A 21,189-nucleotide genomic window follows, 5' to 3' on the forward strand; every position below is an offset into this window, starting at 1 on the left:
CGAGCGCGGCGCTGGATGCCCAGGGGGGCCAGCGCCGCTCGCTTGCGTACATGTCACTGCCTTCCATTCTTGCCATCCCCCCAAGCCACGGCACCTCTACTCAGCGGGCATTCAGTGCCTAACCCTGCTACCGGTGTCCTGCTGGGCCAACTTCCCCTCCTAGCCCACTCTCTATTGTCAATTTCAACTCTAGCCCTTTGTTATGTGTCGGTATGCGTCGACCAGCGGAAATTGAACGTAACCCTTCAGTTGCATGCGTGCCAGCCGATAGCCTTATTGTGGTTAGTAAGCGTGAACTATCAGTGCGGTGAAATAGACCCTCAAGATGTGTTAGTTCACGTTAATGAAAGAGTAGAACGATCGTAAAAAAAGGTGGTAGTCTGTCACGCAGTGAACAGCGCTGTTCACTTTTGCTGAGTTTCCGTATCACTTTGATTCGTAGCGTACAGCGCCGGCAGGGTGAGTAATGTGAACTTGGGTTAGCTCGGCACTCAGCCAGAGCATATGCATATGCTAGGAGATGTATTACATGGCTTTACAAGGTTTTGATAAAACGTATTATCTCAATGCGAAGCTGGAAGCACTGCAGACTAGCGAGCCGAATGCATGGGCGGACCAGAATGTTGATGACCTGGAGGCCTTTCTTCAGAACGCTGGGCTGACCGCCGAGCAGCACTACGAGCAGTATGGTTATCAGGAAGGCCTGGCGCCCAACGCCTACTTCGATCCGCAGGAGTACATCCAGGCCAAGGCCGTGGCGATGTATAATAATGCTGATTCCGATTACGCCAGCGTCGACGCAGCGGCCGAAGCCTTCGTTCAATTGTGGGGCGGTAACGTCTACCAGCACTATCTGCAATACGGTGCTGCAGAAGGCATCAATCCCTCCAATGCTTTCGACAGCTCCGCTTATCTGCAGGAAAAGCTCGAGCAGCTCCAGAATGCCGGAGAGACCCAGTATCAGAATATCGAAGATGTTCGTGAAGCGTTCGAAGCCGCTGGCTTGACGCCGCTGGCTCACTTCCTGGCCTATGGCGAGGAAGAAGGCTTGGTAGCCGTGCCTGTCGAGACTTCCGAGCCCATCCCGACATTCACGCTCACTGAAGCTGTCGCTGCCGACGAGCTGCCGGAACAGTACGAACTGACCGATGCCAGCGTCGATCTGGGCGCTCTGGCGGTGGCTGATGTCGCTGACGCTCAGGCTTACGCACAGAGCATCATCGAGGGTGCCAACAACGCCAGCGACCTGGCCCTGGACGCCAGCTACACGCTGAAAGACTCTCTGGCCAACCTCGAAGCGGCTGGTGCCGACGTCGTTGATGGTGCCGATTCCTACACCCTGACCGATGCCTCCATCGATCTGGGTACCGATCTCAGCGTCGATCAGGCGAGTGCCCAGCTGACAGAAGCACAGGCTCTCGTGGATGGTGCCGAGAATGCCATTTCGCTCGACGCCTCCTACACGCTGAGCGATAGCCTCGCCAATGTGGCGGCTGCCGATGCGGCATTAGTCGATGGCGCGAACGCGTATACCCTGACCGATACAGCGGATGCCTTCGAAGGCCGTTCTGTCGATAACGCATTGAGCAGCGATGAGCTGGCTCTGGTCAATGGCGCCACCAACGCCGCGGATTACACTTACAGCCTGTCCGACAGCGCCGAGAACCTGCTGGCAGCAGAAGCCTCCGTTCTCTCGGCTGCGGCCTCCGTGACCGTGACTGACGATAACGTGACCGCGGATCAGGCCAGTGCTCTCCAGGCACTGGGCAACTTCGACGGTAATCTGCCCAACGTCATTCCGACCATCAGCGGGCTGGGTGACACCACCGTCGTCGATGGCAACGCTGCTGTTGCACCGCTGTTCTCCGGCGCCACTATCGCGGATCAGGATGGCAACTGGGATGGCGGCAGTGTCGTCGTCTCCAGCGACAATGCCAACGACGCCTTTACCTTTGGCGGCGATGACAACTCCGGTGACGCCGTGACCACGGCAGCCAACGTCGTACTGGTCAACGGTCAGCCGGTGGGCACCTTCAGCGATAACAACGGTGTCCTGAGCATCACTTTCAACCAGAATGCCGACAGCTCGCTGATCAATCAGGTGCTGGGTAGCATCGAGATTGACGATACGAACAATCAGGGTGGCGAGCGCAATGTCAGCCTGAAGGTGACGGATGCCAACGGTGCAGAAACCACCGAAGCCGCCACGGTCACCGTCAAGGCGTCTGCCGTCAATGGCTCCATCACCAATTTCAACGATGACGAGACCGTCACCTCTCTGGGTGCGGCGGCTACCATCGTTGATACCGATACCAACGCGGGCGTTTCCTACATCCAGAATGTGGGTCTTGGCAACGTCAATCAGGTCAAGATGACCATCGCGCTGAGTGGCGATACCGAAGACAGCGATTCGCTGGCCCTGCCGACGGCACTGAACGGTGATGGCAGCATTGCCAATCTGGCCGGCAACCTGATCTACCAGGATGCTAAGGGCCAATACAATCTGGGTACCATCAGCGGCGGCAGCAATGGCGAAGACCTGGTGATCTCGCTGAGTGACGCGGCCTCCAACAACGCGACTGAGGTCCAGTTCGATGCCGCGCTGACTCAGGCGCTTCAGCAGCTGACCATCGATGCGGCTGCCAACGGCAACGACGGCGTGCGCAACGTGGATGTCACCATCGACGGCGCGGGCGACGCAGCGGCGGCTACCGCCAGTGCCAGCGTCATCGTCACCTCGGCCGGCAACATCACACTGACCGCTGATGCCGACACCCAGACAGCCGGTGTTCAGGGCGATACCAACGCGACCTTCGAGGCCGCCGGTTCTGCCGTCGATGCGCAGGGCATCAATGTCTTCGTGGCGTCGACCGGCACCCTGACCGCCGAGGACAGCTTCTCCGGTGGTGACACCCTGTACGATCGTCTGACGGCTGATCTTGCCGCCGATGCTGGTGCGCCGACCATCGACAATGTCGAGCGCTTCATTTTCAACACGACGGCTGATGCGGCCGCTCTGGATTTTGCCAACATCACCAACAGTGATGGCAACGACATGAGTGTGGTGGCCAGCGGAGACAACAACCTGTCGCTGAGCAACCTGAGCGGTGTGACTGATGTCGATGCCTCTGGTATGTCTGTTGATGGCAAGACGCTGACTGCTGGCTTCGCTACGGGCCAAACCGCGACCGTGACCGCCGGTACTGCCGATGTCGCTGTGTCTGCCAGCGATACTGACGCGCAGACCGACGACGCCAGCGTGACCATCAATGCCAAGAGCGGAGCTGATGTCGCGGTTCAGGGTTCGGCCAAGTTCGAGATCAACGGCCTGACCGGCGATTTCGATGGCCAGACCAACGATGCAACTGACACGATCACCATCGGGCTGGGCGACGCTGGTGATGATACAGTTACGGTTAACACCGGAACCGCAGACACCACCATCACCAGTCTGGCGAGCTCCGACACCCTGACCGTCGACGCCGAGGACATGGCTGATGACACGACCCTGACCGTTTCAGGTGAAGGGACGCTGGCTGTCAACAACCTGGAAGGCGATCTGGACCTGAGCGGCTACACCGGCGGCAACGCTGACGTGGCCATGAGCAACGTGACCGGCGATAGCGCCAGCATCACCCTCGGTGCCCTGGCGGCTGGCGATGCTACTGCCGATTTCACGGTATCTGCCTCCACGGCAGGCGACACCATCAACATCGACGCCACGGCGGCCAAGTCGGTCGACGCCAACGACGACGGTGTCGTGGATGCTGACGAGAACGTCGATCTGGCCTTGGTCGGTAATGCCAACTACGTGCTGTCCGGCGTGGCGGCCGATGTGGATGCATCAACCTCGACAGGCGACGTGACGCTGAACACCGTCGAAGATTCTGACATCGATGTTGCCACCGGCAGTGGCGCCACCAACCTGCGTGGCTCTGCCAGCCAGGTCGATGTCAACGCTGCGGCGCTGGGTGCTGCACTGACCCTGGGGCAGGCGGACAACAATGCGACAGCCGATGTCGACGAAACGGCTGCCTTCAACGGCGACGTGACCGTGACCGGTCTGGGTACTGCAGCAAATAGCTCGGTCAATGCCACGCACCTCAACGGGTCGCTGGACGTCAGAACCGTCGATGCCAACGGCGCTATCCTGACACTGGGTAGCGAGGTGTCCGACGCCGTGCTGAAGACGGCGACAACAAACAACAACGCTGCTGTAACCGTGGAGGCGGCTGACTTTGCCAACACCCTGACGCTGTCCGGTGCGCAGGACGTGACCGTCAACGATTTCGCCGGCACGCTCGACGCCAATGCCGATGTTGATGGTGACAGTAACCCCGATGCCGCGACCGGTGATCTGGCCGTCAACCTGGCGTTGGGTGCCGACGCGCAGCTGACGCTTGGCAACCACGGGGATTCTGCAACTGACGGCGCTGTCACCATTGTCGGTGCCGACAAGGCCAGCGACGAAACCACAGCCGGTTCCGTTTCGGTGGATGCAGGAGCTCTGGCGGACGACAAGGCCATCGCCATCAGCGACGGTGACATTGCGCTCGACGCTTCCGTGACCAACCTGATCGGCGACCTCGATCTGTCCGGCATGGACATGGTGGCTGCCACCAACACGGTGTCCGTCACGACCGGCGAGATTGCCAATGGTGCTGAAGTTAGTATCACGCTGGGTACCGCCCAGAACGTGGCCATCACCGGTGACGAGGCCGATGGTGGTACCGGTACGGTCAACGTCAATGCAGCCACCGCGATCGCGGGCAACTTCGATGGTGATGACGGCACCACGCCGGCCACCAATGTCCAGCTGACGCTGGACGGCGATGCAGACTTTGTGGTGGCTGACTCTACTGCTGACATCAATGCGGCAGATGCCACTGGCAAGCTGACGGTCACTGCGTTGGGGATGGAAACAGGCGCTCAGACCATCACCGTGGGCTCAGGCGGCTCCGACATCAACGCAGGCGGTGGCAATGATACCGTGACCGGCGGGGCAGGCGTAGATAGCCTCAATGGCGGTGCTGGGAACGACACCCTGACCGGCGGTGCGGGTGACGACATCCTGACCGGTGGCGCGGGTGTCGATAGCCTGAGCGGTGGTGATGGCATGGACACCTTCGTCTTCGCTGAAGGCGATTCCGGTGCCACTGCCACTACTCGCGACACGATCAGTGACTTCGTGATCAACGAAGACACCATCGATCTGAGCGGGCTGACCACCGACGGCGCGGCTGCACTGAGCTTCAACGATCTGAACATCTCCATCGGCCAGAGCAGTAGCGTGATCAGCTTCAGCTATGACACCGACGGTGTTGTCGATGATGGTGGTAATTCTGTACCCACTGACGGTACTAGCACCATGCAGATCGAGCTGACCGGTAACTACGTGGGTCAGAGCTTCTCTGCCTCCGACTTCACCTTCGCGTAATCCTCTCTTTCGGGAGCGGATGCCTTCCCCGGCTTTCCGGGGAAGGACAACGCGACAGGTTGTCTACAGCAAGACCACAGAACCCCCGGCTTCGGCCGGGGGTTTTTTCGTTGAAGCCGAGGAAAACCCATGACTCCATCCTTCGTTCGCCACACCACCCGGGCACGTCAGCCACCCTTGCCGCTGTTGCCTAATGAGCCGCGTCTGCTGAATCCGGCCCGTGAGAAGGCGCTCACGCAACGCTTTCTGCAGCCGGCCCGAGCAGATCTGGAGCGGCTGTTCGTCTGGCTGCGCCGCGAGCTGGATGGCCCCTTGCACGAGCAACGCCCCGAGAAGCTCGGCAAGCCCTATCCGTTGGGTCAGTGCCTGGAGATCAGCCAGGCGATGGCGCGGCGTCTGGCCAGCCTGAACGATGAACCGTTGGCGGGCACCGACGCCGAGCCGGGCTATCGTGCCCTGCGGGCCTTTCTCGATCACGGCGGCACGCTGCGTCAGGTGTGGGGCGATCTGCGTGGGCAGTACTTTCAGAATGCCTTCCTGCTGGGCGATCTCTACCTGGACGTAGCCAACGACACCGTGGACGCGGCCAAGCCGTCGGTGGAACTGTTGCCGTTCGCCGACTCCGGCCTGGTACCGATTCGTGACTACGCCCATTTCACCCGCGTCGCCGAGCGCTACTGGCAGGCGAGGGTGCTGCCCAATCACCTGCTGCCCGGCCTCGCGCCGTACTTTCCGCTGGTAGTGATTCAGCCGGGTGGCAGGGCGCAGTTGCATGGCCTGTTCGACTACCTGATCGCGCTGACCTGCCGTGGGGCCTTTCGTCCCAGCGAGGCGGCGTTGAAGGCCTCACCGCTCGATGAGGCGGTGTTTGCCCGGTTGCGGGAGGGGTGCGATCCATCGCTCAGGCTCCCCGAGTCCCCCCGCGACGGTCGCGAGCAGGCACTGGCTGGATGTCGTCGGGCTCGGAAGTCAGGTCGTCATCAGGACGTGGCAGCGCGCAATGCCGCGGTCAAGGCCGCGCTGGAGGTCAACGCGCGTTGGCAGCCACACCGGTAAGCATTGGGCGCCTCGAGCAGGTGGCTGTCGGGGGAGGCAATTGTTCCTTTGCGCTGAGGTCTGAGTTATCGGGTAGCCCTTTGTAGAATCTCTCGCGTGGCTATGGCGCGATGGTCCTGGCGGTGCGGTCCCGAAGAGTACTGGTCTATGCTACGAACCCTTATCGGAGGGCGGCCATAGCTCAGATTCCTCACAAATGCGCCACGACTACGCACGCCATCCGAAAGGCAATACAGCGATCGACGGATTCGGTCAGCATCGTCGCTGAGTCGCCACTACGGCATCAATTCCAAGACCGTACGCAAGTGGCGTAGCTCGAGAGACGGTTTAAGATACCCGGATGGGCCCAAGATCCCTCGTTCCACGTTATAGACGCCACTGGAGGAAATCGCCGCCGTCACCTTTCGGCAGAAGACCTGGCTGCCGCTCGGTGACTGTCTTCATGCCTTCCAGCGAGAGATTCCTTCGTTCACACCTGGTCGAGCCTGCATTGGCCTTACCAGCGTCACGGCAGCAGCCAGTACTCAAGGATAGCGAGCAGAAGCGTGACATAAATATCTACTGAACAATGTCATAATACCTGTGAAGCAGTATACTGGACTATGCTGTTAGCTCTCGGGCAGGGCAGGCAGCCAGTTGAATGTTAGGAGTGGCAGAGCTTCCTGTAGCCTAGCCCCATAACGGCTCGGGGATAGTGAATGATTCAAGTGAGTTGATCATGTTATCTTTTGTAGTAAGCGGGCCTCGTTTCTCTTTGTTTGCTATCAGCTTTTTGGCGGCGGGGCTGGTATATTTTTACCCGCTTAGCCACTTTACGCTCTCTATTGATGGAGAGTTTCAAGATAATTTCCTACATACCATTGCTCTGGGCCGTTGGGGGCATTCTCTGCTAAGGGCTTTTTTGTTGCCAGAGCCATTTACGCCTTATTTTACCCATCTAATAGCATTATTAACGATAGCTTATGCGGCCGTTATGGCGAGTGGCTTACTTAAATTATCCCGCTGGGCGGCGCTATTGTTTTGCATCGTATTCGTCAGCATGCCACAGTTGGCCTATCAGCTCCATTTCATAAATCAAGCAGATACTTTTGCTATCGGTTATCTGCTTGCCGTATTGGGGGTTATTGCTTTCTTAAGGGTAGATGGTTTAAATGGCGTCAATCGTTTGGGCTGCTATTTCGTAGCCTTGTTGGCTTGGACGTATGCGTTGGCCATTTACCAAGCACTGATAGTTATACCTCCCTTGTTGTTTCTTGCTGCCTTGATTGCCAACCCTGAGCTTGGGCCATGCCGGTTTAGTATTCAATGGCGTAGGCTGGCTACCTTTATGCTGCTGATGACCTTCGCTTGCTTGCTTTACTTGATCTTGGCGAAGTCGTTTCAACTAGTCTTCAATGATCAGTCTTATGATCAATTCAACAAAGGATATTTATCTTCGTTTATATCCATGAAGGGTGAAATAGGCGCTCATCTAAATCACGTTGTTGGAGAAGCGGCGAGGATACTGAGTGGCCAGGCATTCTATGGCTCTGGCAGCTTCATCATTGTAACGTTGGCTGCCATGCTGCTGATTGTTCAAGGGTTATGGAAAAACCATGGCAGATACCTATGGGAGGCGGTACTATTGGCGAGCATTTTATTGCTCCCATTTATTATGGCTGTGACTAGTCAATATGCGCTACCGGCCAGAATGCTGGTCGGCATGAACTGTTCCGCGGCCATACTATTATCTCTTTTAATAAGAAATTGGTCATGGCGTTTTCCGGCAGGTTTGGCTGGTATACTTCTGCTCCTGCACACGGCTTGGATAACTCAACTATTTTCTTCGGATAGCTATGTGCGGCAGCATGATGTTTTGCTGGCCAATCGTATTGTAATGTCAATTTATCAGAAATATCCTGATATCGATTTTAAGCATACACCAGTTTATTTTCATGGAGGAATGCTGAGAGATGACAATCATAAGCTAGCTCAGTCTGGCACTTTTGGAAGCAGTTTCTTTGCTTGGGATGGTGGTAATAACATCCGCTTGAAGCATTTTTTAGATTTCTATGGTCTTGCGAATATTCATACCGCTAACCGGTACCAGACAATGCAGGCTCTAAAAATTATAGATGAACTTCCAACTTGGCCGAATCCGAATTCCATATATTTATATCAGGGTGTATTAGTAATAAAGTTAGCAGAAAAGCGCGGCTGGTTGCCTTTCTCCGTATCTGAGTAAGAGTGAGGTGGAGTGTAGTTTTCGTTGTGGTAGCTCACTTTTTGGTTGGGAAAAAATAGTCCATTAACTGAATAGGTCAATGACAGTGCCAATCGAAATTAAGTGCTGTCCGGATACTCCGGCAAGGTAAGAATCAGCGATAAAGCGGGGTTTACGTGGTGTAAATGATCATTTGAGCTGATTTTTAACGCTGCATGAGTGAGCGCAGACATTTCTCAGAAGAGCGTAGGTCCCACCTCACGGATACAACGCTGGACATTATTGATCATTGATAGTAAAAAGGCATTAAGATTCTATAACGTTTGTAAGATACATTATACCATTCCCTCAGTATCACACAAACACAATGACTGAATTAGAAAAGCGTGGTGTCAGTCGCAAACTGGAGTGGTGAATATAATGGTAAGAATATTGTCTGGATGGGATTGATATGAGTGTCGGAAAACGTGTTTTCCCGGATTGGGTTCATGATGCAATATTGGGGGCAGTTATTGTTCTTGCAGTAGCGCTGCCTGGTTTCTTTTATGTCTCTGTGAATAGAGGGAAAATAGCTGACTCTGAACAGCTGTTCTTTTCGGGAAACGATTTTCTGGGGAATATCGATACATGTGAAATAGAAGCAGATCATGTTCTTGTCAGGGGGTGGGCGTTGGTGGTTGGGGAGGATAAAAATTCCCCAACCGAGGTGTTCATTGAAGATGATAACGGGAACATGGTTAGAATGAAATCTAGAGTGATTCCTAGGCCCGATGTTGATGAATATTTCGATATCAGTTATCGAAATAGTGCGGTTGGCTTCTCTGCTTCCTCAGGGCTTCTGTCAGAGACAATATCTCTTCCTACTAGAATTGCACTCGTTAAGGAATCCCTTTTAGGGGAAAGGCGCGGAGCTTATTATGACTGTCAAGGATAATGCCCACATTCGGGGGGTGGTCTATTTCTTGTTCCTGTTTATCTTCGTTATGGTCTATAGGGGACTATCGCTACAGGACGTAGCCGATGATGCTTACTATATTACAGTGTTGGATGACCGTACTCTATGGGACTTTATTCAAAGTCGCTACCAAGAATGGAGCGGTAGGACTTTATTGGAAGCCATAATGGTCAGTACGATACGATTTCCGGTGTTCTGGAAGGTTGCGATTCCGGCGAGCCTGTTGTTTTTATTCTATCAGATTTGGAAGCTTACTCTGAAGCATCATTTCTCACCGCACTTCGGTAGCTTGGTGGTTGCCTTTTTCATGTTCATGCTAAGTGGGCAGGTCGCTGCTTGGGGGGCATGGTGGATAACGGGGTTTTACAATTATTTGTTGCCGGTGGTTTTAGGGGTTTATGGGTTTTGTGTGGTGGTTAACAAGCATGGAAGTTCACTTTTTTTCAAGTCATTAGGCGCACTTGCTATCGTTACAGCTTGTCAGCAGGAGCAGGTAGCGATAGCGTTAATTGCCAGTCTCTCTGCTGTGATGATATATCGTAAGATTTTAGGCGAAAAGGTGTTTTTTGAGTTTTTAGTACTTCTCTTGGGCATAGTAAGCGCTTGCTTCCTCTTTTTGGCTCCTGGAAATTATTATCGGTTCCAGTCCGAAATAAGTTGGCTTCCAGAGTTTCTCAGTATGAGTCTGTGGGAAAAATTGATGCTGGGAGTCGATCGTGTCAATGCCCATGTAAGTGACGACGCAAATAATATATTCTTGATCGCAGTGGTGATGACATTTCTGGTCACTTGTTCCAAAGACCGATCATGGCGTATGAAACCCCTGGCCATAGCTCTTCTTGGTTTTTTTATTTTTAATAGCCTATTGAGTCAAACGCAACTCAGCCATTTTTCAGGAAAGTTGAGATTCACTGAGTTTATTGGGCCTGAAAATTGGTATGATTATGATATCTTTATCTCTTATGCTCTGACTCTTCTCATTTATGGTGTTATGGCCTGTTGTGCTATTTATATATCAGATAGTTGTAGCGAGTTATTGCAGTATTTTGGTGTATTAACACTTTCCTTTGGCGTGATCATGGCTTTAGCCTTTTCACCGACGATCTATGCCTCAGGGCCACGTATTTTATATCTCCCTGATGTATTGCTGGTAATCTATTCTTGCTTGGTTTTATCCAAAATGATGAGTGGCCGGAAACCAAGCATCGAGAGTTAACCATGGACGAGAACTCCTCTTGGCTGGTAAGTGAAGGCTTGTCTTATCATCGCAGTCTAGGTTGGGCTTGTTTAGGTAATCGGTTGCTTTTTAATAAATAAAAGTGACCGATTACGCGAGATGTTTTGTTAGTGTGCCTGGAGTACAGGTTTGCTTTATGTTGCGTGGATGAATTTTGTGAGATTTCAAGCCCAATATGTTTATTTTTGTATGCATTATATAAAAAAACAAACAATCTGTTACTTTGCATGCGGTTCTCTCTGCTAGGCTAGGTTAACGAACAGGATGGTTCGCACTGACTAAAGGTTTGTTTGGTTCGCGTTTTTAAATGAACTCACCTTTGGTTGGGATAACCGCAGCGTTTTTCAGCATGCGCTAAGCTAAGGAGAGAATGAATGGCCCTGCAAGGTTTCAATAAAGAATATTATCTTACCGCCAAGCTCGACGCCCTCCAGTCAGATCCAGCTACCAGCGCAGAGTGGCAGGGATCCGATACCGTTGCCTTGGAACAGACACTGATCAATGACTACGGTTTGACGCCAGAAGAGCACTACATTCGGTACGGTTATCAAGAAGGCTTGGCACCTAACGCCTATTTTAATTCTGAAGAATATATCTACGCTAAAGCGCAAGATATGGTCAATGACGGAAGCTCTGACTTTAACAGTATCGATGAAGCCCGAGATTATTTCTTGAGTGCCTGGAATGGCAATGTTTATCAGCACTATTTAGAGTACGGTGCAAGTGAAGGCATTAATCCATCTAATGATTTTGATAGCTCCGCTTACTTGCAAGCCAAGCTGGCTGACCTACAAACCAATGGCGAAACACAATACCAATCTACCCAAGATGTGTTGAATGCCTTTGATGCTGCCGGCCTGACTCCCTTGGGCCATTTTCTTGCTTATGGTCAAGCAGAAGGGCTTTCTGCGCCTACTGTACCGGTAGAGGAAGCCGTTCCAGATGAAGGTGGTGAGTTCTTGCTGGTAAAGGCTAGTGCTGAAGCACAAACAAGCTTTGGTCCTAACGACCTTGATGGTTACCGGGCGGTTCTCTTCTCCGGGTTCAATGATCGAACCCAACAGATCAACATTACGGGGGTAGAGGGCAAGCGTGTGTATGTTGAAGACAGCGCCATGACCCTTAATCTCAATAAAATGAGTTCCGCCCAGGTTGAGCTCGCTAGTTCGGATGTCCTTTTGTATGGAGATACGGGGGAGGATAATTTAACTCCGACAGGTATGTTGCAGTCACTCGGGCTCACTGTTACAAGCAACTCCAGCTTGGAGCTGGGTGCATCGGCGGCTGCCGGGCTGGCCAATGTGACGGTTGATGGTGCTGGAAGCTTGGCGCTGTCTGGCAACGCACTTCCTCAGGGCGCGAATCTCGATGCGTCTGCCATGACTGCCAGCCTTGATGTTAACGGCGGCGTGCTGGATGATGCAGCGACTGTCACGGCGGGTAGCGGTGATGACCAACTGACTGTCGATGACCTCGGCACCGTCAACGCGGACTACACCAGCACTCCCAGCGTCAGCATTGATGGCGGTGCCGGAAACGATAAGCTGACCGTTACCAGTGCCATGACCATAGACCAAGTGCCAGGCACTAATGCAGACGGTGAAGAAGTCAATGACATCAACAGTGGCGCAACCGTCAGCGCGGATGTCACTAACGTCGAAACCGTCATTTTCCAAGGCTACGTCGAAGTCGATGCTCAGGATTTTACAGGCACGAATGATTTCACCTTCGCTTCAGGTGGTAGCATCAGCAATATCAACGGACAATATGGACAAATAGTTACGGCGACTGCTGGTAATGTTCCCGATGGTCAGGGCGGCCTAAGCGGTTCTCCGCTTATCCTCCGCGATGCTGGTGATACGGTAAACGTTTCCACTGTTTTCCCGACGGGTAATGAAACGCTTGATCTGCGCGTCTACGACGACTCGGAAGAGGGCACGGGTACCGGTGGTACGCTTAATCTCTGGGGCAGTGGTGCCGTAACGTACGATGAAGCTGGCCGGCAATTCGGTACCATCGATGCAACCAACTTGTTCGGTGGCCTGGACTTTACCGGTGCCGCTTATGTCCAGGAGGGCATTCGCTTGGGTGCGGGCAGTGATAAGCTGAATGTAGCCAACAATTCTATCGTAGGTAGTGATGGTGACCGGATAGACAGCATTACTGGCTTTGATTCAACAAACGACACGCTGGATATTGGAACGGTCAGTAGCTTTGCCAGCGCTGATGTCAGTGGTGCGGCCTCCCTGACCGAGGCATTGGAGAGTGCCGCTACAGCATCGGCGGCAAATGCGAATGATTACGTTACTTTCGAATTTGACGGCAATACTTATGTCTATGCTGATACGGAAATCGATTCAACAGACGCAGAGGGGAATGTCACCGAAGTGAATGGGGAAGCCGGCGTTTCCTATAATGACTTCGCCATTCAACTGGCGGGTATTCCAAGTGATACAGAAGTCATGACACTAACTTGATCCAGGTCTTGTTGATCTAGCGTCAATCGAACTAACCCGGGGCTTCGGCTCCGGGTTAGTTCGTTTTGCAGAACTGAGCCCGTGACTGGCCGCAACTCCACGCTTTGCTGGTCGCTGACACGGCCTATGCTGGGTCCTTCAATGGAAACCTGGGCTTATCGGGATATCGGCGAGCGGCGCCGTTTCTTTAGGTAGGCCATAGCCATCCGGGACCCCGCATGAATCCTTCCACTCTGATCGGCATCGTTGCCAGCATGCTGTTGCTGGCCTGTGTCCTGTTGCTTAGCGCCGAATCGGCGATGAGCTTCGTCAACCTGCCTGGCCTGGTCATCGTCATCACCGGTACGCTGGCGGCCACCTTCATCAGCTACCCCCTGCGCGAGGTGGTACGGGTGGTGCGTCTGGTGGGCCTCGTCTTCCGCCGGGAGGACAACTATGTCAATGACGATATCAAGGAACTCGTCGACATGTCGCGGCTGTGGTTCAAGGGCAACGTCCGCGCCGTGGAGCAGGCGCTGAAAGACACCCGCAATCCCTTCCTGCGTACCGGCGTGCAGTTGGTGATCGATCATACCAAGGAGGAGGAGATCATCGACCTGCTGCGCTGGCGTATCGCCCGGCTCAAGGCCCGAGAGCTGGCCGAGGCGCATATCTTCCGCACCATGGCCAGTTACGCGCCGGCCTTCGGCATGCTGGGCACGCTGGTGGGGCTGGTGAACATGCTCGAGGTGATGGATGCGGGGGATCTCGCCGAGATCGGGCCGCGCATGGCCGTGGCGCTGTTGACGACCTTCTACGGCATCCTGCTCGCCAACTTGGTCTTCAAGCCCATTGCCGTGAAGCTGGAGCGGCGCACCGAGGAGCGCCTGATCGCCATGAACATGGTGCTCGAGGGCGTGGCGCTGATGTCCAAGCGGCGCCTGCCGTCCTTCATCGAGGAGACGCTGAACTCGTTCATGGCCAACTATCACGACGAGATCCGCGAGGCGCTGCCGCGCAAGAACGACGACAGCGGCGAGGCCGTGACCCATGCTTGAACAGCACCGCTCGGGCTCGCGGCACGACGCGCTGCTGGCCATCACCCCCGATGAGCGGGACGGCGATGCCTGGATGGTCAGCTATATCGATATCCTGACCCTGCTGGTGGCGCTGTTCGTACTGCTGCTGGCGGTATCGGGGCAGGCGAGCAGTCTGGGCGGGCTGTTCAGGCAGGGCGCTCCGGTAAGTGATGACACATTAACGGCGGTCACCATCTCGGCACCGCCGGTGATGATCACGCCGATGGCGCAGCACGCCGCGCTCGCCGTTGTGCAGCCGGTAGAGCCCACGGATAAAACGTCCATGGATACGTTGCCGCTCGCCGAGGGCGCCATTGCCGCGGCAGTCGGTGTCGTCGGTGTCGACAGCATCACGCCGCATGCGCAAGCGGCGGCGATTCGGGTCGCGGAAGCGTCTTCGATCAGCGATGCGGCACTGGAAGCGGCGCGACAGGTCGCGGCGTCACCGAGCATCGATCCGCAGGCGCTGGCCACGGCGGTCGAGGTGGCCGAAGCGCTGGAAAAATCGCAGGAGACGATGGCGCTGCCGAGCATTGACGGTGTCGAGGTGTCCCGTATCAAGGAAGGCATCAACCTGCGCATCCAGGACCATCTGCTGTTCGACTCCGCCGATGCCGCGCTGACCGATTCCGGGCGCGAAGTGATACAGCGGCTGGTGACCATGCTCAATCAGTTCGACGGCACGATCTCAGTGGAAGGCCACTCCGACAGCCGGCCCATCAACACGCCGCGCTTCCCCTCGAACTGGGAACTGTCGAGCATGCGTGCCACGTCGATACTGCGTTACTTGAGCGATGCTGGCGTCGATGCCTCTCGGATGCGTGCCATCGGTTATGCCGATACCCACCCGATCGCCAGCAACGACACGCTGCAGGGGCGGGCGGCCAACCGGCGAGTCGAGGTAATCGTTCACGAGACGCGGTAGCTGGGCATGCAAGGGGTTTTACCCTTGCAGCCATGTTGGGCATTCGGGACACTGGATGCCCAATATTCTGCTAGCGAGGTAACCATGGCGTCTTTTGTCCCCGTTTCCCGAGAGCGTCACGCGCAGCAGCACTGGCTGCCCCAGCGCGGTTACGAGTTTGCTGCTCACCAGGCGGTGGTGCCCATCGTCTTCGCTGAACTCTCCCAGACCATCAAACACTTCCCGCTGGGGTTCGTCCAGCAGGGCGAGCACTACCAGCTGGTGGCACTGACGGGGCTGAGCAATGAGCGCAATCTGTACGTCAACCATGATGGCCGCTGGCTGGCCGGATACGTGCCGGCGGCGCTGCGTGGGCATCCCTTCGCGCTGGGGCAGGGCGAGAACGACCAATGGGTGTTGTGCGTCAACGAGTCGATGACCCTGGAAGCGGCGGATCAGGGCGAGGCGTTCTTCGACGATCAGGGCGAGCCCGCCAGACGCGTGCGGGAAACCTTCGAATTCCTTCAGCAACGCGAGCGCAACCGTCGACTGACCGATCAGGCCTGTCGGCTTCTGGGCGAGCTGGGCGTGGTAGAGCCTTGGCCGCTGAAAGTGGAGACGGACGACAAGCCACTGACCCTCAATGGGCTGCATCGCATCAACGAAACCGCACTCAACGCGCTGGAGGGCGATGCCTTTCTGCAACTGCGGCGTGCCGGGGCCTTGCCGCTGGCCTATGCCCAGTTGCTCTCCATGCAGCAGCTGTCGCAGCTGACCGAGCGAGCCAGATACTTGGCGAATCAGACACCCATGCAGAACGAGGATTTCAGTTTCGGTGAGGGCGACGACGAACTGCGTTTCGATTTCGACAGCTGAGGCGCGGACGGGGCGCACTTGTCGATGAGGCACCATGCCTATCGTTTAAAAAGGTCATGTGGGCAAGCGTAGGGTTTGCTTGTTGTTAAGGGGAAAGGGGCGAAAAGCGGCTAAAATGATGTATCCGAAACCGTACGGCGAATAAACCCATGACTAGCATCCCTACCTCCTTTGCGCAGCAAGATGATTATCGGGTATCACCTGGCCAAGGATTGGATGGTGTCGTGAAGGTCAGCGCCGAGGGTTTCTACGGCACCGGAACCCTGCTGCCCACCGGTCGCCATATCCTGACGGCAGCGCATCTTTTCGAGCGCAACACGGTGGGGGATGTCATCGTGACGTTCGAGCTTCCCCTGGGCCTGCTTCGACTGGAAGGTACCTTGTTGCCCTTGCCTTCGGGATACCGTCAGGGTGAGGTCCATGACGATCTCGCCCTGGTACTGCTCGATGCCCCGGCACCGGTGGAAGCCGAGCGCTACGCTCTCTATCGCGACTCGGATGAGCTGGGGCAGATAACCCAGCTGGTGGGATACGGCCAGGCCGCTACCGGCGATACAGGCAAGATCGATAGCGGAGGCGCACCGGTCAAGCGGGCCGGATTCAATACCTTCGATGCCTTGGGTGAAACCCTGGATCCCATTACCCGATCTCAGGGATGGACGACGGAGCCGGGAAGCCAGTTGCTGACGGATTTCGATAACGGCAAGCGCGAGCAGGATGCCTTGGGGCGGCTGTTCGGTATCGACGAGCTGGGGCTGGGGGAGAACGAGGTCTTCATCAGCAGTGGCGACAGCGGCGGACCGGCTTTCATCGATAGTCGGATTGCCGGTGTAGTGACCTATGCCGCCTCACTGCAGAAGGGCAGTATCAAACCTGACATCAACCAGAGCGTCGACAGCAGCTTCGGCGAGGTCGCCGGCTTGCAGCGCGTGTCGCATCATGCGCAGTGGATCGATACGACGGTGCGCGATAGCCTGCTTGATGCACCAAGTCGCCCCGAGGAGGTGGAGCTGCGTATCGATGAGGGCGATACCGGGACGACACTGGCCTACTTTCTGGTGCAGTTGCCCAACCCGCCGGCCCAGGGGGCCAGCGTGAGTTATCGTACCCTGGACGGCACGGCGACGGCGGGTGAGGATTATCTCGCCGTCGCGGATACGCTGATGCTCTATCCGGGAGAAGCGCATGCGGTGATTCCGGTAGAGATCATCGGCGATACACGGATCGAAGGCGACGAGACGTTCGCGCTGGAAATCTTCAACCCGCTCGGGGGACGCTTCGCCAACGGCCAGGCGACGTTGCGTGCCGAGCGAACCATCGTGGATGACGATAGCGTTGAACTGATGGGGACAGCCTCCGAGGAAACTGCATGGCTGGTCTAGCTTGCCCCTGTTAAAGCCACGCCATGCCGCTCAGTACAATAGTGCTTTCGTATTTTAGCATCGGCCAATTGTTGCATTGTTGTCATACTTCCCTTTTTCGTGAGCGGCACTGCCCGTAAACTATGGCGCCGTTTCCCAGGGAATTTGGCCGTAATGAAAATACTTGTGACAGGTGGGGCCGGCTTCATCGGCTCTGCAGTAATTCGTCATTTGATCAACGACACCGATCATGACGTGGTCAATGTCGACAAGCTGACCTACGCCGGCAATCTGGCGTCGCTGGAAAGCGTCACGCAGAGCTCGCGCTATGCCTTCGAGCATGCCGATATCTGCGATGACGTAGCCATGCGCGATATCTTCTCCCGCCATCAGCCGGACGCGGTAATGCACCTTGCTGCCGAGTCCCATGTCGACCGTTCCATCAATGGCCCGGCGGACTTCATTCGCACCAACCTGATGGGGACCGGCGTGCTGCTCGAAGTGGCGCGGGCGTATCATGACGCTCTGCCTGAGCCACAGCGCGCGCAGTTCCGCTTCCATCATATTTCCACTGACGAAGTCTATGGCGACCTGGATGGCCCCGAAGGCCTGTTCACCGAGGAGACGCCTTACGCTCCCAGTTCTCCCTATTCGGCCAGCAAGGCGGGGTCGGACCATCTGGTGCGTGCCTGGTTCCGTACCTATGGTCTGCCGGTCCTTGTCACCAACTGCTCCAACAATTACGGCCCCTACCATTTTCCCGAGAAGCTGATACCCCTGATCATCCTTAATGCCCAGGCAGGGCGTGCGCTACCGGTCTACGGTGATGGTAGTCAAGTGCGTGACTGGCTATATGTGGAGGATCATGCCCGGGCACTGGTCAAGGTACTGGAGAAGGGGGCAATCGGTGAGACATACAACATCGGCGGGCATAACGAGCATCGCAATCTCGACGTGGTGGAACGTATCTGCGCGCTGCTCGACGAGCTGGCGCCGGATCATCCCGAAGGCATCGACCGTTATGCGGAGCTCATCACCTTCGTCAAGGACCGTCCCGGACACGACCTGCGCTATGCCATCGATGCCAGCAAGATCGAGCGCGAACTCGGCTGGCGGCCGCAGGAAACCTTCGACAGTGGCCTGCGCAAGACGGTGCAATGGTATCTGGACAATACCGATTGGGTGCGCAACGTGACCAGTGGGGCCTACCGCGATTGGACGCGACAACACTATGGATTGGATGACGATTGATGAAACGTAAAGGCATCATTCTCGCCGGCGGGTCCGGCACGCGGCTTCACCCGGTAACCCTGGCTGTCTCCAAGCAGTTATTGCCGGTCTATGACAAGCCGATGATCTATTATCCGCTGGCCACGCTGATGCTGGCGGGGATCGATGAGGTTCTGATCATCTCTACCCCTCAGGATACGCCGCGCTTCCAGCAGCTGCTGGGTGACGGCAGCCAATGGGGTATCCATCTCGAATATGCGGTGCAGCCGTCGCCGGACGGGCTGGCCCAGGCATTCATCATCGGCGAGGAGTTCCTGGCGGGGCATCCGAGCACACTGGTGCTCGGCGATAACCTCTTTTATGGCCACCATCTTCAGCAATTGCTCGATAACGCCATGACGCGTACTCGCGGTGCGAGCGTCTTCGCCTATCACGTCCACGATCCCGAGCGCTACGGCGTGGTCGACTTCGACAGCACCGGCCGCGCCACCTCTCTGGAAGAGAAACCTGCCAATCCCAAGTCGCCCTATGCGGTGAGCGGGCTCTACTTCTACGATGCCGATGTGGTGGATTACGCTCGCGATCTCAAGCCTTCCGCGCGGGGCGAGCTGGAGATCACCGACATCAACCGCCTGTACCTCGAGCGTGGCGATCTGTCGGTGGAAATCATGGGCCGCGGTTTTGCCTGGCTGGACACCGGCACGCATGAGTCCCTGATGGAAGCGTCCAATTTCATTGCCATCCTCGAACATCGCCAGGGCCTCAAGGTGGCCTGCCCCGAGGAAATCGCCTGGCGTAGGGGCTGGATCGACGACGAGCAACTTCTGCGGTTGGCGGCGCCGCTGGCCAAGAGTGGCTATGGGCAATACCTGCAGCGGCTGCTCACGGACTGGGAGCGTAACCGATGAAAGCGATCGAGACGGATCTTCCCGAAGTATTGATCCTGGAGCCCAAGGTCTTCGGCGATGCCCGCGGCTTCTTCATGGAAAGCTACAACCGGCGCGCCTTTCAGGAGGCGACCGGGCTGTCGCGCGAGTTCGTGCAGGACAATCATTCCCGCTCGGCACGCGGTGTGCTGCGTGGGCTGCATTATCAATTGGAGCGGCCGCAGGGCAAACTGGTGCGGGTGACGCGTGGTCGTGTATTCGATGTCGCGGTCGATCTGCGTCGCAGCTCACCGAACTTCGGCCGCTGGACAGGCGTCGAGCTCACCGAGGATAACCATCGCCAGTTGTGGGTGCCGGAAGGCTTTGGGCATGGCTTCGTGGTGCTCTCGGAGAGTGCCGATTTCCTCTACAAGGCAACGGATTATTATCACCCCCAGTCCGAGCGCTGCATCCGCTACGACGACCCCGAGCTGGGCATCGACTGGCCGGAGGTCTCTTCGCTGCAACTGTCGGACAAGGACCTGGCCGGCGCGGCCTTCCGTGAGGCGGAGGTATTTTCATGAGTGATTCGCCCATGAAATCCACCGGCATGAAATGGCTGTTGCTGGGAGCGGGAGGACAGGTCGGCTGGGAGCTGGAGCGCAGCCTGATGCCGTTGGGCGAGGGGGTGGCATTGACGCGTCGAGAATGCGACCTGAGCGACCTGGATCAGGTGAGAGATCGTGTCGCATCGTATCGGCCGGACGTGATTGTCAATGCGGCAGCCTATACCGCAGTCGATCAGGCAGAGGATGAGCCCGAACTGGCAAGGCGAATCAATGCCGAGGCTATGGGCGTTCTCGGAGAGAGCGCGCGTCAAGCGGGCGCCCTCGTGGTCCATTATTCGACTGATTATGTCTTTGATGGTAGCAGTTCGCGTGCCTACCGAGAGGATGACGCGACAGCTCCGGCCAGCGTTTACGGGCAAACCAAGCTGGCAGGTGAGATCGCCCTGCGTGACAGCGGCGCCGATCATCTTGTCCTGCGTACCGCTTGGGTATATGGCACACGTGGACGCAACTTCCTGTTGACCATGTTGCGCCTGGCTCAACAGCGTGACAGCCTGAACGTGGTCAACGACCAGTTCGGGGCGCCTACCTGGGCTCGCAATATTGCCGATGCGACGGCGCATATCGTCCATCAGGCGAGGCATGAGCGTGGCGAGGGGTGTTTCGCCTCGGAAGTATTGCATCTCACCAGTGGAGGATGTACCTCTTGGCATGGTTTCGCTGAAACGCTGCTCAGCGAGGCACACGACATGGGAATGGTGCCGTCGATAACGGTCAACCCCATCCCCAGCAGTGAATTTCCGCAACGCGCAGCAAGACCCAAGTACTCCGTGCTGGATACATCTCGCCTTAAAACGCGCTTCGGGGTTCAACTGCCATCATGGGAGATTCCTCTCTCGGCATGTCTGGCGTCGCTGTCTGCTACGCGTACCGATTGATCTGTCATGTCTGACCTTGGCG

14 protein-coding genes are annotated in these 21,189 nt (G+C 56.3%); all 14 read left to right on the plus strand.

Translation table 11 applies throughout. From position 1 onward, the window contains the following. The first annotated feature begins 529 nt into the window (after positions 1-529). The 14 genes from ACYQ12_RS06155 to rfbD all read left to right on the plus strand — a co-directional run bounded on the left by ACYQ12_RS06155 (position 530) and on the right by rfbD (position 21,167). Positions 530-5,437, plus strand: a complete 4,908-nt coding sequence (locus ACYQ12_RS06155; RefSeq protein ID WP_459869153.1) for a beta strand repeat-containing protein — start codon at positions 530-532, stop codon at positions 5,435-5,437. Positions 5,438-5,566: 129 nt separating this feature from the next. After that, on the plus strand, positions 5,567-6,493 hold the full coding sequence (locus ACYQ12_RS06160; protein WP_459869155.1) for a hypothetical protein: 927 nt from the start codon (positions 5,567-5,569) through the stop codon (positions 6,491-6,493). 718 nt (positions 6,494-7,211) lie between these two features. Continuing rightward, positions 7,212-8,717, plus strand: a complete 1,506-nt coding sequence (locus ACYQ12_RS06165; protein WP_459869157.1) for a glucosyltransferase domain-containing protein — start codon at positions 7,212-7,214, stop codon at positions 8,715-8,717. Between the two features lie 430 nt (positions 8,718-9,147). Further along, a complete protein-coding gene (locus ACYQ12_RS06170; RefSeq protein ID WP_459869159.1) occupies positions 9,148-9,630 on the plus strand; it encodes a hypothetical protein in 483 nt (160 codons plus the stop codon). Next, entirely contained in the window at positions 9,614-10,867 is a 1,254-nt protein-coding gene (locus tag ACYQ12_RS06175) for a hypothetical protein (RefSeq protein WP_459869161.1), read from the plus strand. The genes ACYQ12_RS06170 and ACYQ12_RS06175 overlap by 17 nt, the downstream gene beginning before the upstream one ends. A 395-nt stretch (positions 10,868-11,262) precedes the next feature. Continuing rightward, on the plus strand, positions 11,263-13,365 hold the full coding sequence (locus tag ACYQ12_RS06180; protein ID WP_459869163.1) for an autotransporter outer membrane beta-barrel domain-containing protein: 2,103 nt from the start codon (positions 11,263-11,265) through the stop codon (positions 13,363-13,365). Between the two features lie 218 nt (positions 13,366-13,583). Further along, positions 13,584-14,402, plus strand: a complete 819-nt coding sequence (locus ACYQ12_RS06185; RefSeq protein WP_459869165.1) for a motility protein A — start codon at positions 13,584-13,586, stop codon at positions 14,400-14,402. Then, positions 14,395-15,348 carry an OmpA family protein gene (locus tag ACYQ12_RS06190; RefSeq protein WP_459869167.1) on the plus strand — a complete coding sequence of 318 codons (954 nt, stop codon included), beginning with the start codon at positions 14,395-14,397 and terminating at the stop codon, positions 15,346-15,348. Before ACYQ12_RS06185 ends, ACYQ12_RS06190 begins: the two co-directional genes overlap by 8 nt. 84 nt (positions 15,349-15,432) lie before the next feature. Continuing rightward, a complete protein-coding gene (locus ACYQ12_RS06195) occupies positions 15,433-16,203 on the plus strand; it encodes a SapC family protein (RefSeq protein WP_459869169.1) in 771 nt (256 codons plus the stop codon). Between the two features lie 149 nt (positions 16,204-16,352). After that, positions 16,353-17,585: a Calx-beta domain-containing protein gene (locus ACYQ12_RS06200; RefSeq protein ID WP_459869171.1), complete on the plus strand. Its 1,233-nt coding sequence runs from the start codon at positions 16,353-16,355 to the stop codon at positions 17,583-17,585. A gap of 153 nt (positions 17,586-17,738) precedes the next feature. Next, the gene (gene rfbB / locus ACYQ12_RS06205; protein WP_459869173.1) at positions 17,739-18,815 is read left to right on the plus strand and encodes a dTDP-glucose 4,6-dehydratase; all 1,077 of its coding nucleotides are present in this window, start codon (positions 17,739-17,741) and stop codon (positions 18,813-18,815) included. Then, complete coding sequence (rfbA, locus tag ACYQ12_RS06210; RefSeq protein ID WP_459869175.1) at positions 18,815-19,702, plus strand: glucose-1-phosphate thymidylyltransferase RfbA; 888 nt, start codon at positions 18,815-18,817, stop codon at positions 19,700-19,702. The genes rfbB and rfbA overlap by 1 nt, the downstream gene beginning before the upstream one ends. Beyond that, entirely contained in the window at positions 19,699-20,244 is a 546-nt protein-coding gene (gene rfbC, locus ACYQ12_RS06215) for a dTDP-4-dehydrorhamnose 3,5-epimerase (RefSeq protein ID WP_459869177.1), read from the plus strand. Before rfbA ends, rfbC begins: the two co-directional genes overlap by 4 nt. Further along, positions 20,241-21,167, plus strand: coding sequence for a dTDP-4-dehydrorhamnose reductase (gene rfbD / locus ACYQ12_RS06220; RefSeq protein WP_459869179.1), 927 nt, complete (start codon positions 20,241-20,243; stop codon positions 21,165-21,167). Before rfbC ends, rfbD begins: the two co-directional genes overlap by 4 nt. The last annotated feature ends 22 nt before the right edge of the window (positions 21,168-21,189 follow it).

Source organism: Halomonas shantousis, from assembly GCF_054654615.1.

Coding starts and splice junctions, on each gene's coding strand:
- ACYQ12_RS06170 (WP_459869159.1), top strand. CDS start 9,148: ATGAGTGTCGGAAAACGTGTTTTCCCGGATTGGGTTCATGATGCAATA.
- ACYQ12_RS06165 (WP_459869157.1), top strand. CDS start 7,212: ATGTTATCTTTTGTAGTAAGCGGGCCTCGTTTCTCTTTGTTTGCTATC.
- rfbB (WP_459869173.1), top strand. CDS start 17,739: ATGAAAATACTTGTGACAGGTGGGGCCGGCTTCATCGGCTCTGCAGTA.
- ACYQ12_RS06180 (WP_459869163.1), top strand. CDS start 11,263: ATGGCCCTGCAAGGTTTCAATAAAGAATATTATCTTACCGCCAAGCTC.
- ACYQ12_RS06185 (WP_459869165.1), top strand. CDS start 13,584: ATGAATCCTTCCACTCTGATCGGCATCGTTGCCAGCATGCTGTTGCTG.
- ACYQ12_RS06160 (WP_459869155.1), top strand. CDS start 5,567: ATGACTCCATCCTTCGTTCGCCACACCACCCGGGCACGTCAGCCACCC.
- ACYQ12_RS06200 (WP_459869171.1), top strand. CDS start 16,353: ATGACTAGCATCCCTACCTCCTTTGCGCAGCAAGATGATTATCGGGTA.
- rfbA (WP_459869175.1), top strand. CDS start 18,815: ATGAAACGTAAAGGCATCATTCTCGCCGGCGGGTCCGGCACGCGGCTT.
- ACYQ12_RS06155 (WP_459869153.1), top strand. CDS start 530: ATGGCTTTACAAGGTTTTGATAAAACGTATTATCTCAATGCGAAGCTG.
- rfbD (WP_459869179.1), top strand. CDS start 20,241: ATGAGTGATTCGCCCATGAAATCCACCGGCATGAAATGGCTGTTGCTG.
- ACYQ12_RS06195 (WP_459869169.1), top strand. CDS start 15,433: ATGGCGTCTTTTGTCCCCGTTTCCCGAGAGCGTCACGCGCAGCAGCAC.
- ACYQ12_RS06175 (WP_459869161.1), top strand. CDS start 9,614: ATGACTGTCAAGGATAATGCCCACATTCGGGGGGTGGTCTATTTCTTG.
- ACYQ12_RS06190 (WP_459869167.1), top strand. CDS start 14,395: ATGCTTGAACAGCACCGCTCGGGCTCGCGGCACGACGCGCTGCTGGCC.
- rfbC (WP_459869177.1), top strand. CDS start 19,699: ATGAAAGCGATCGAGACGGATCTTCCCGAAGTATTGATCCTGGAGCCC.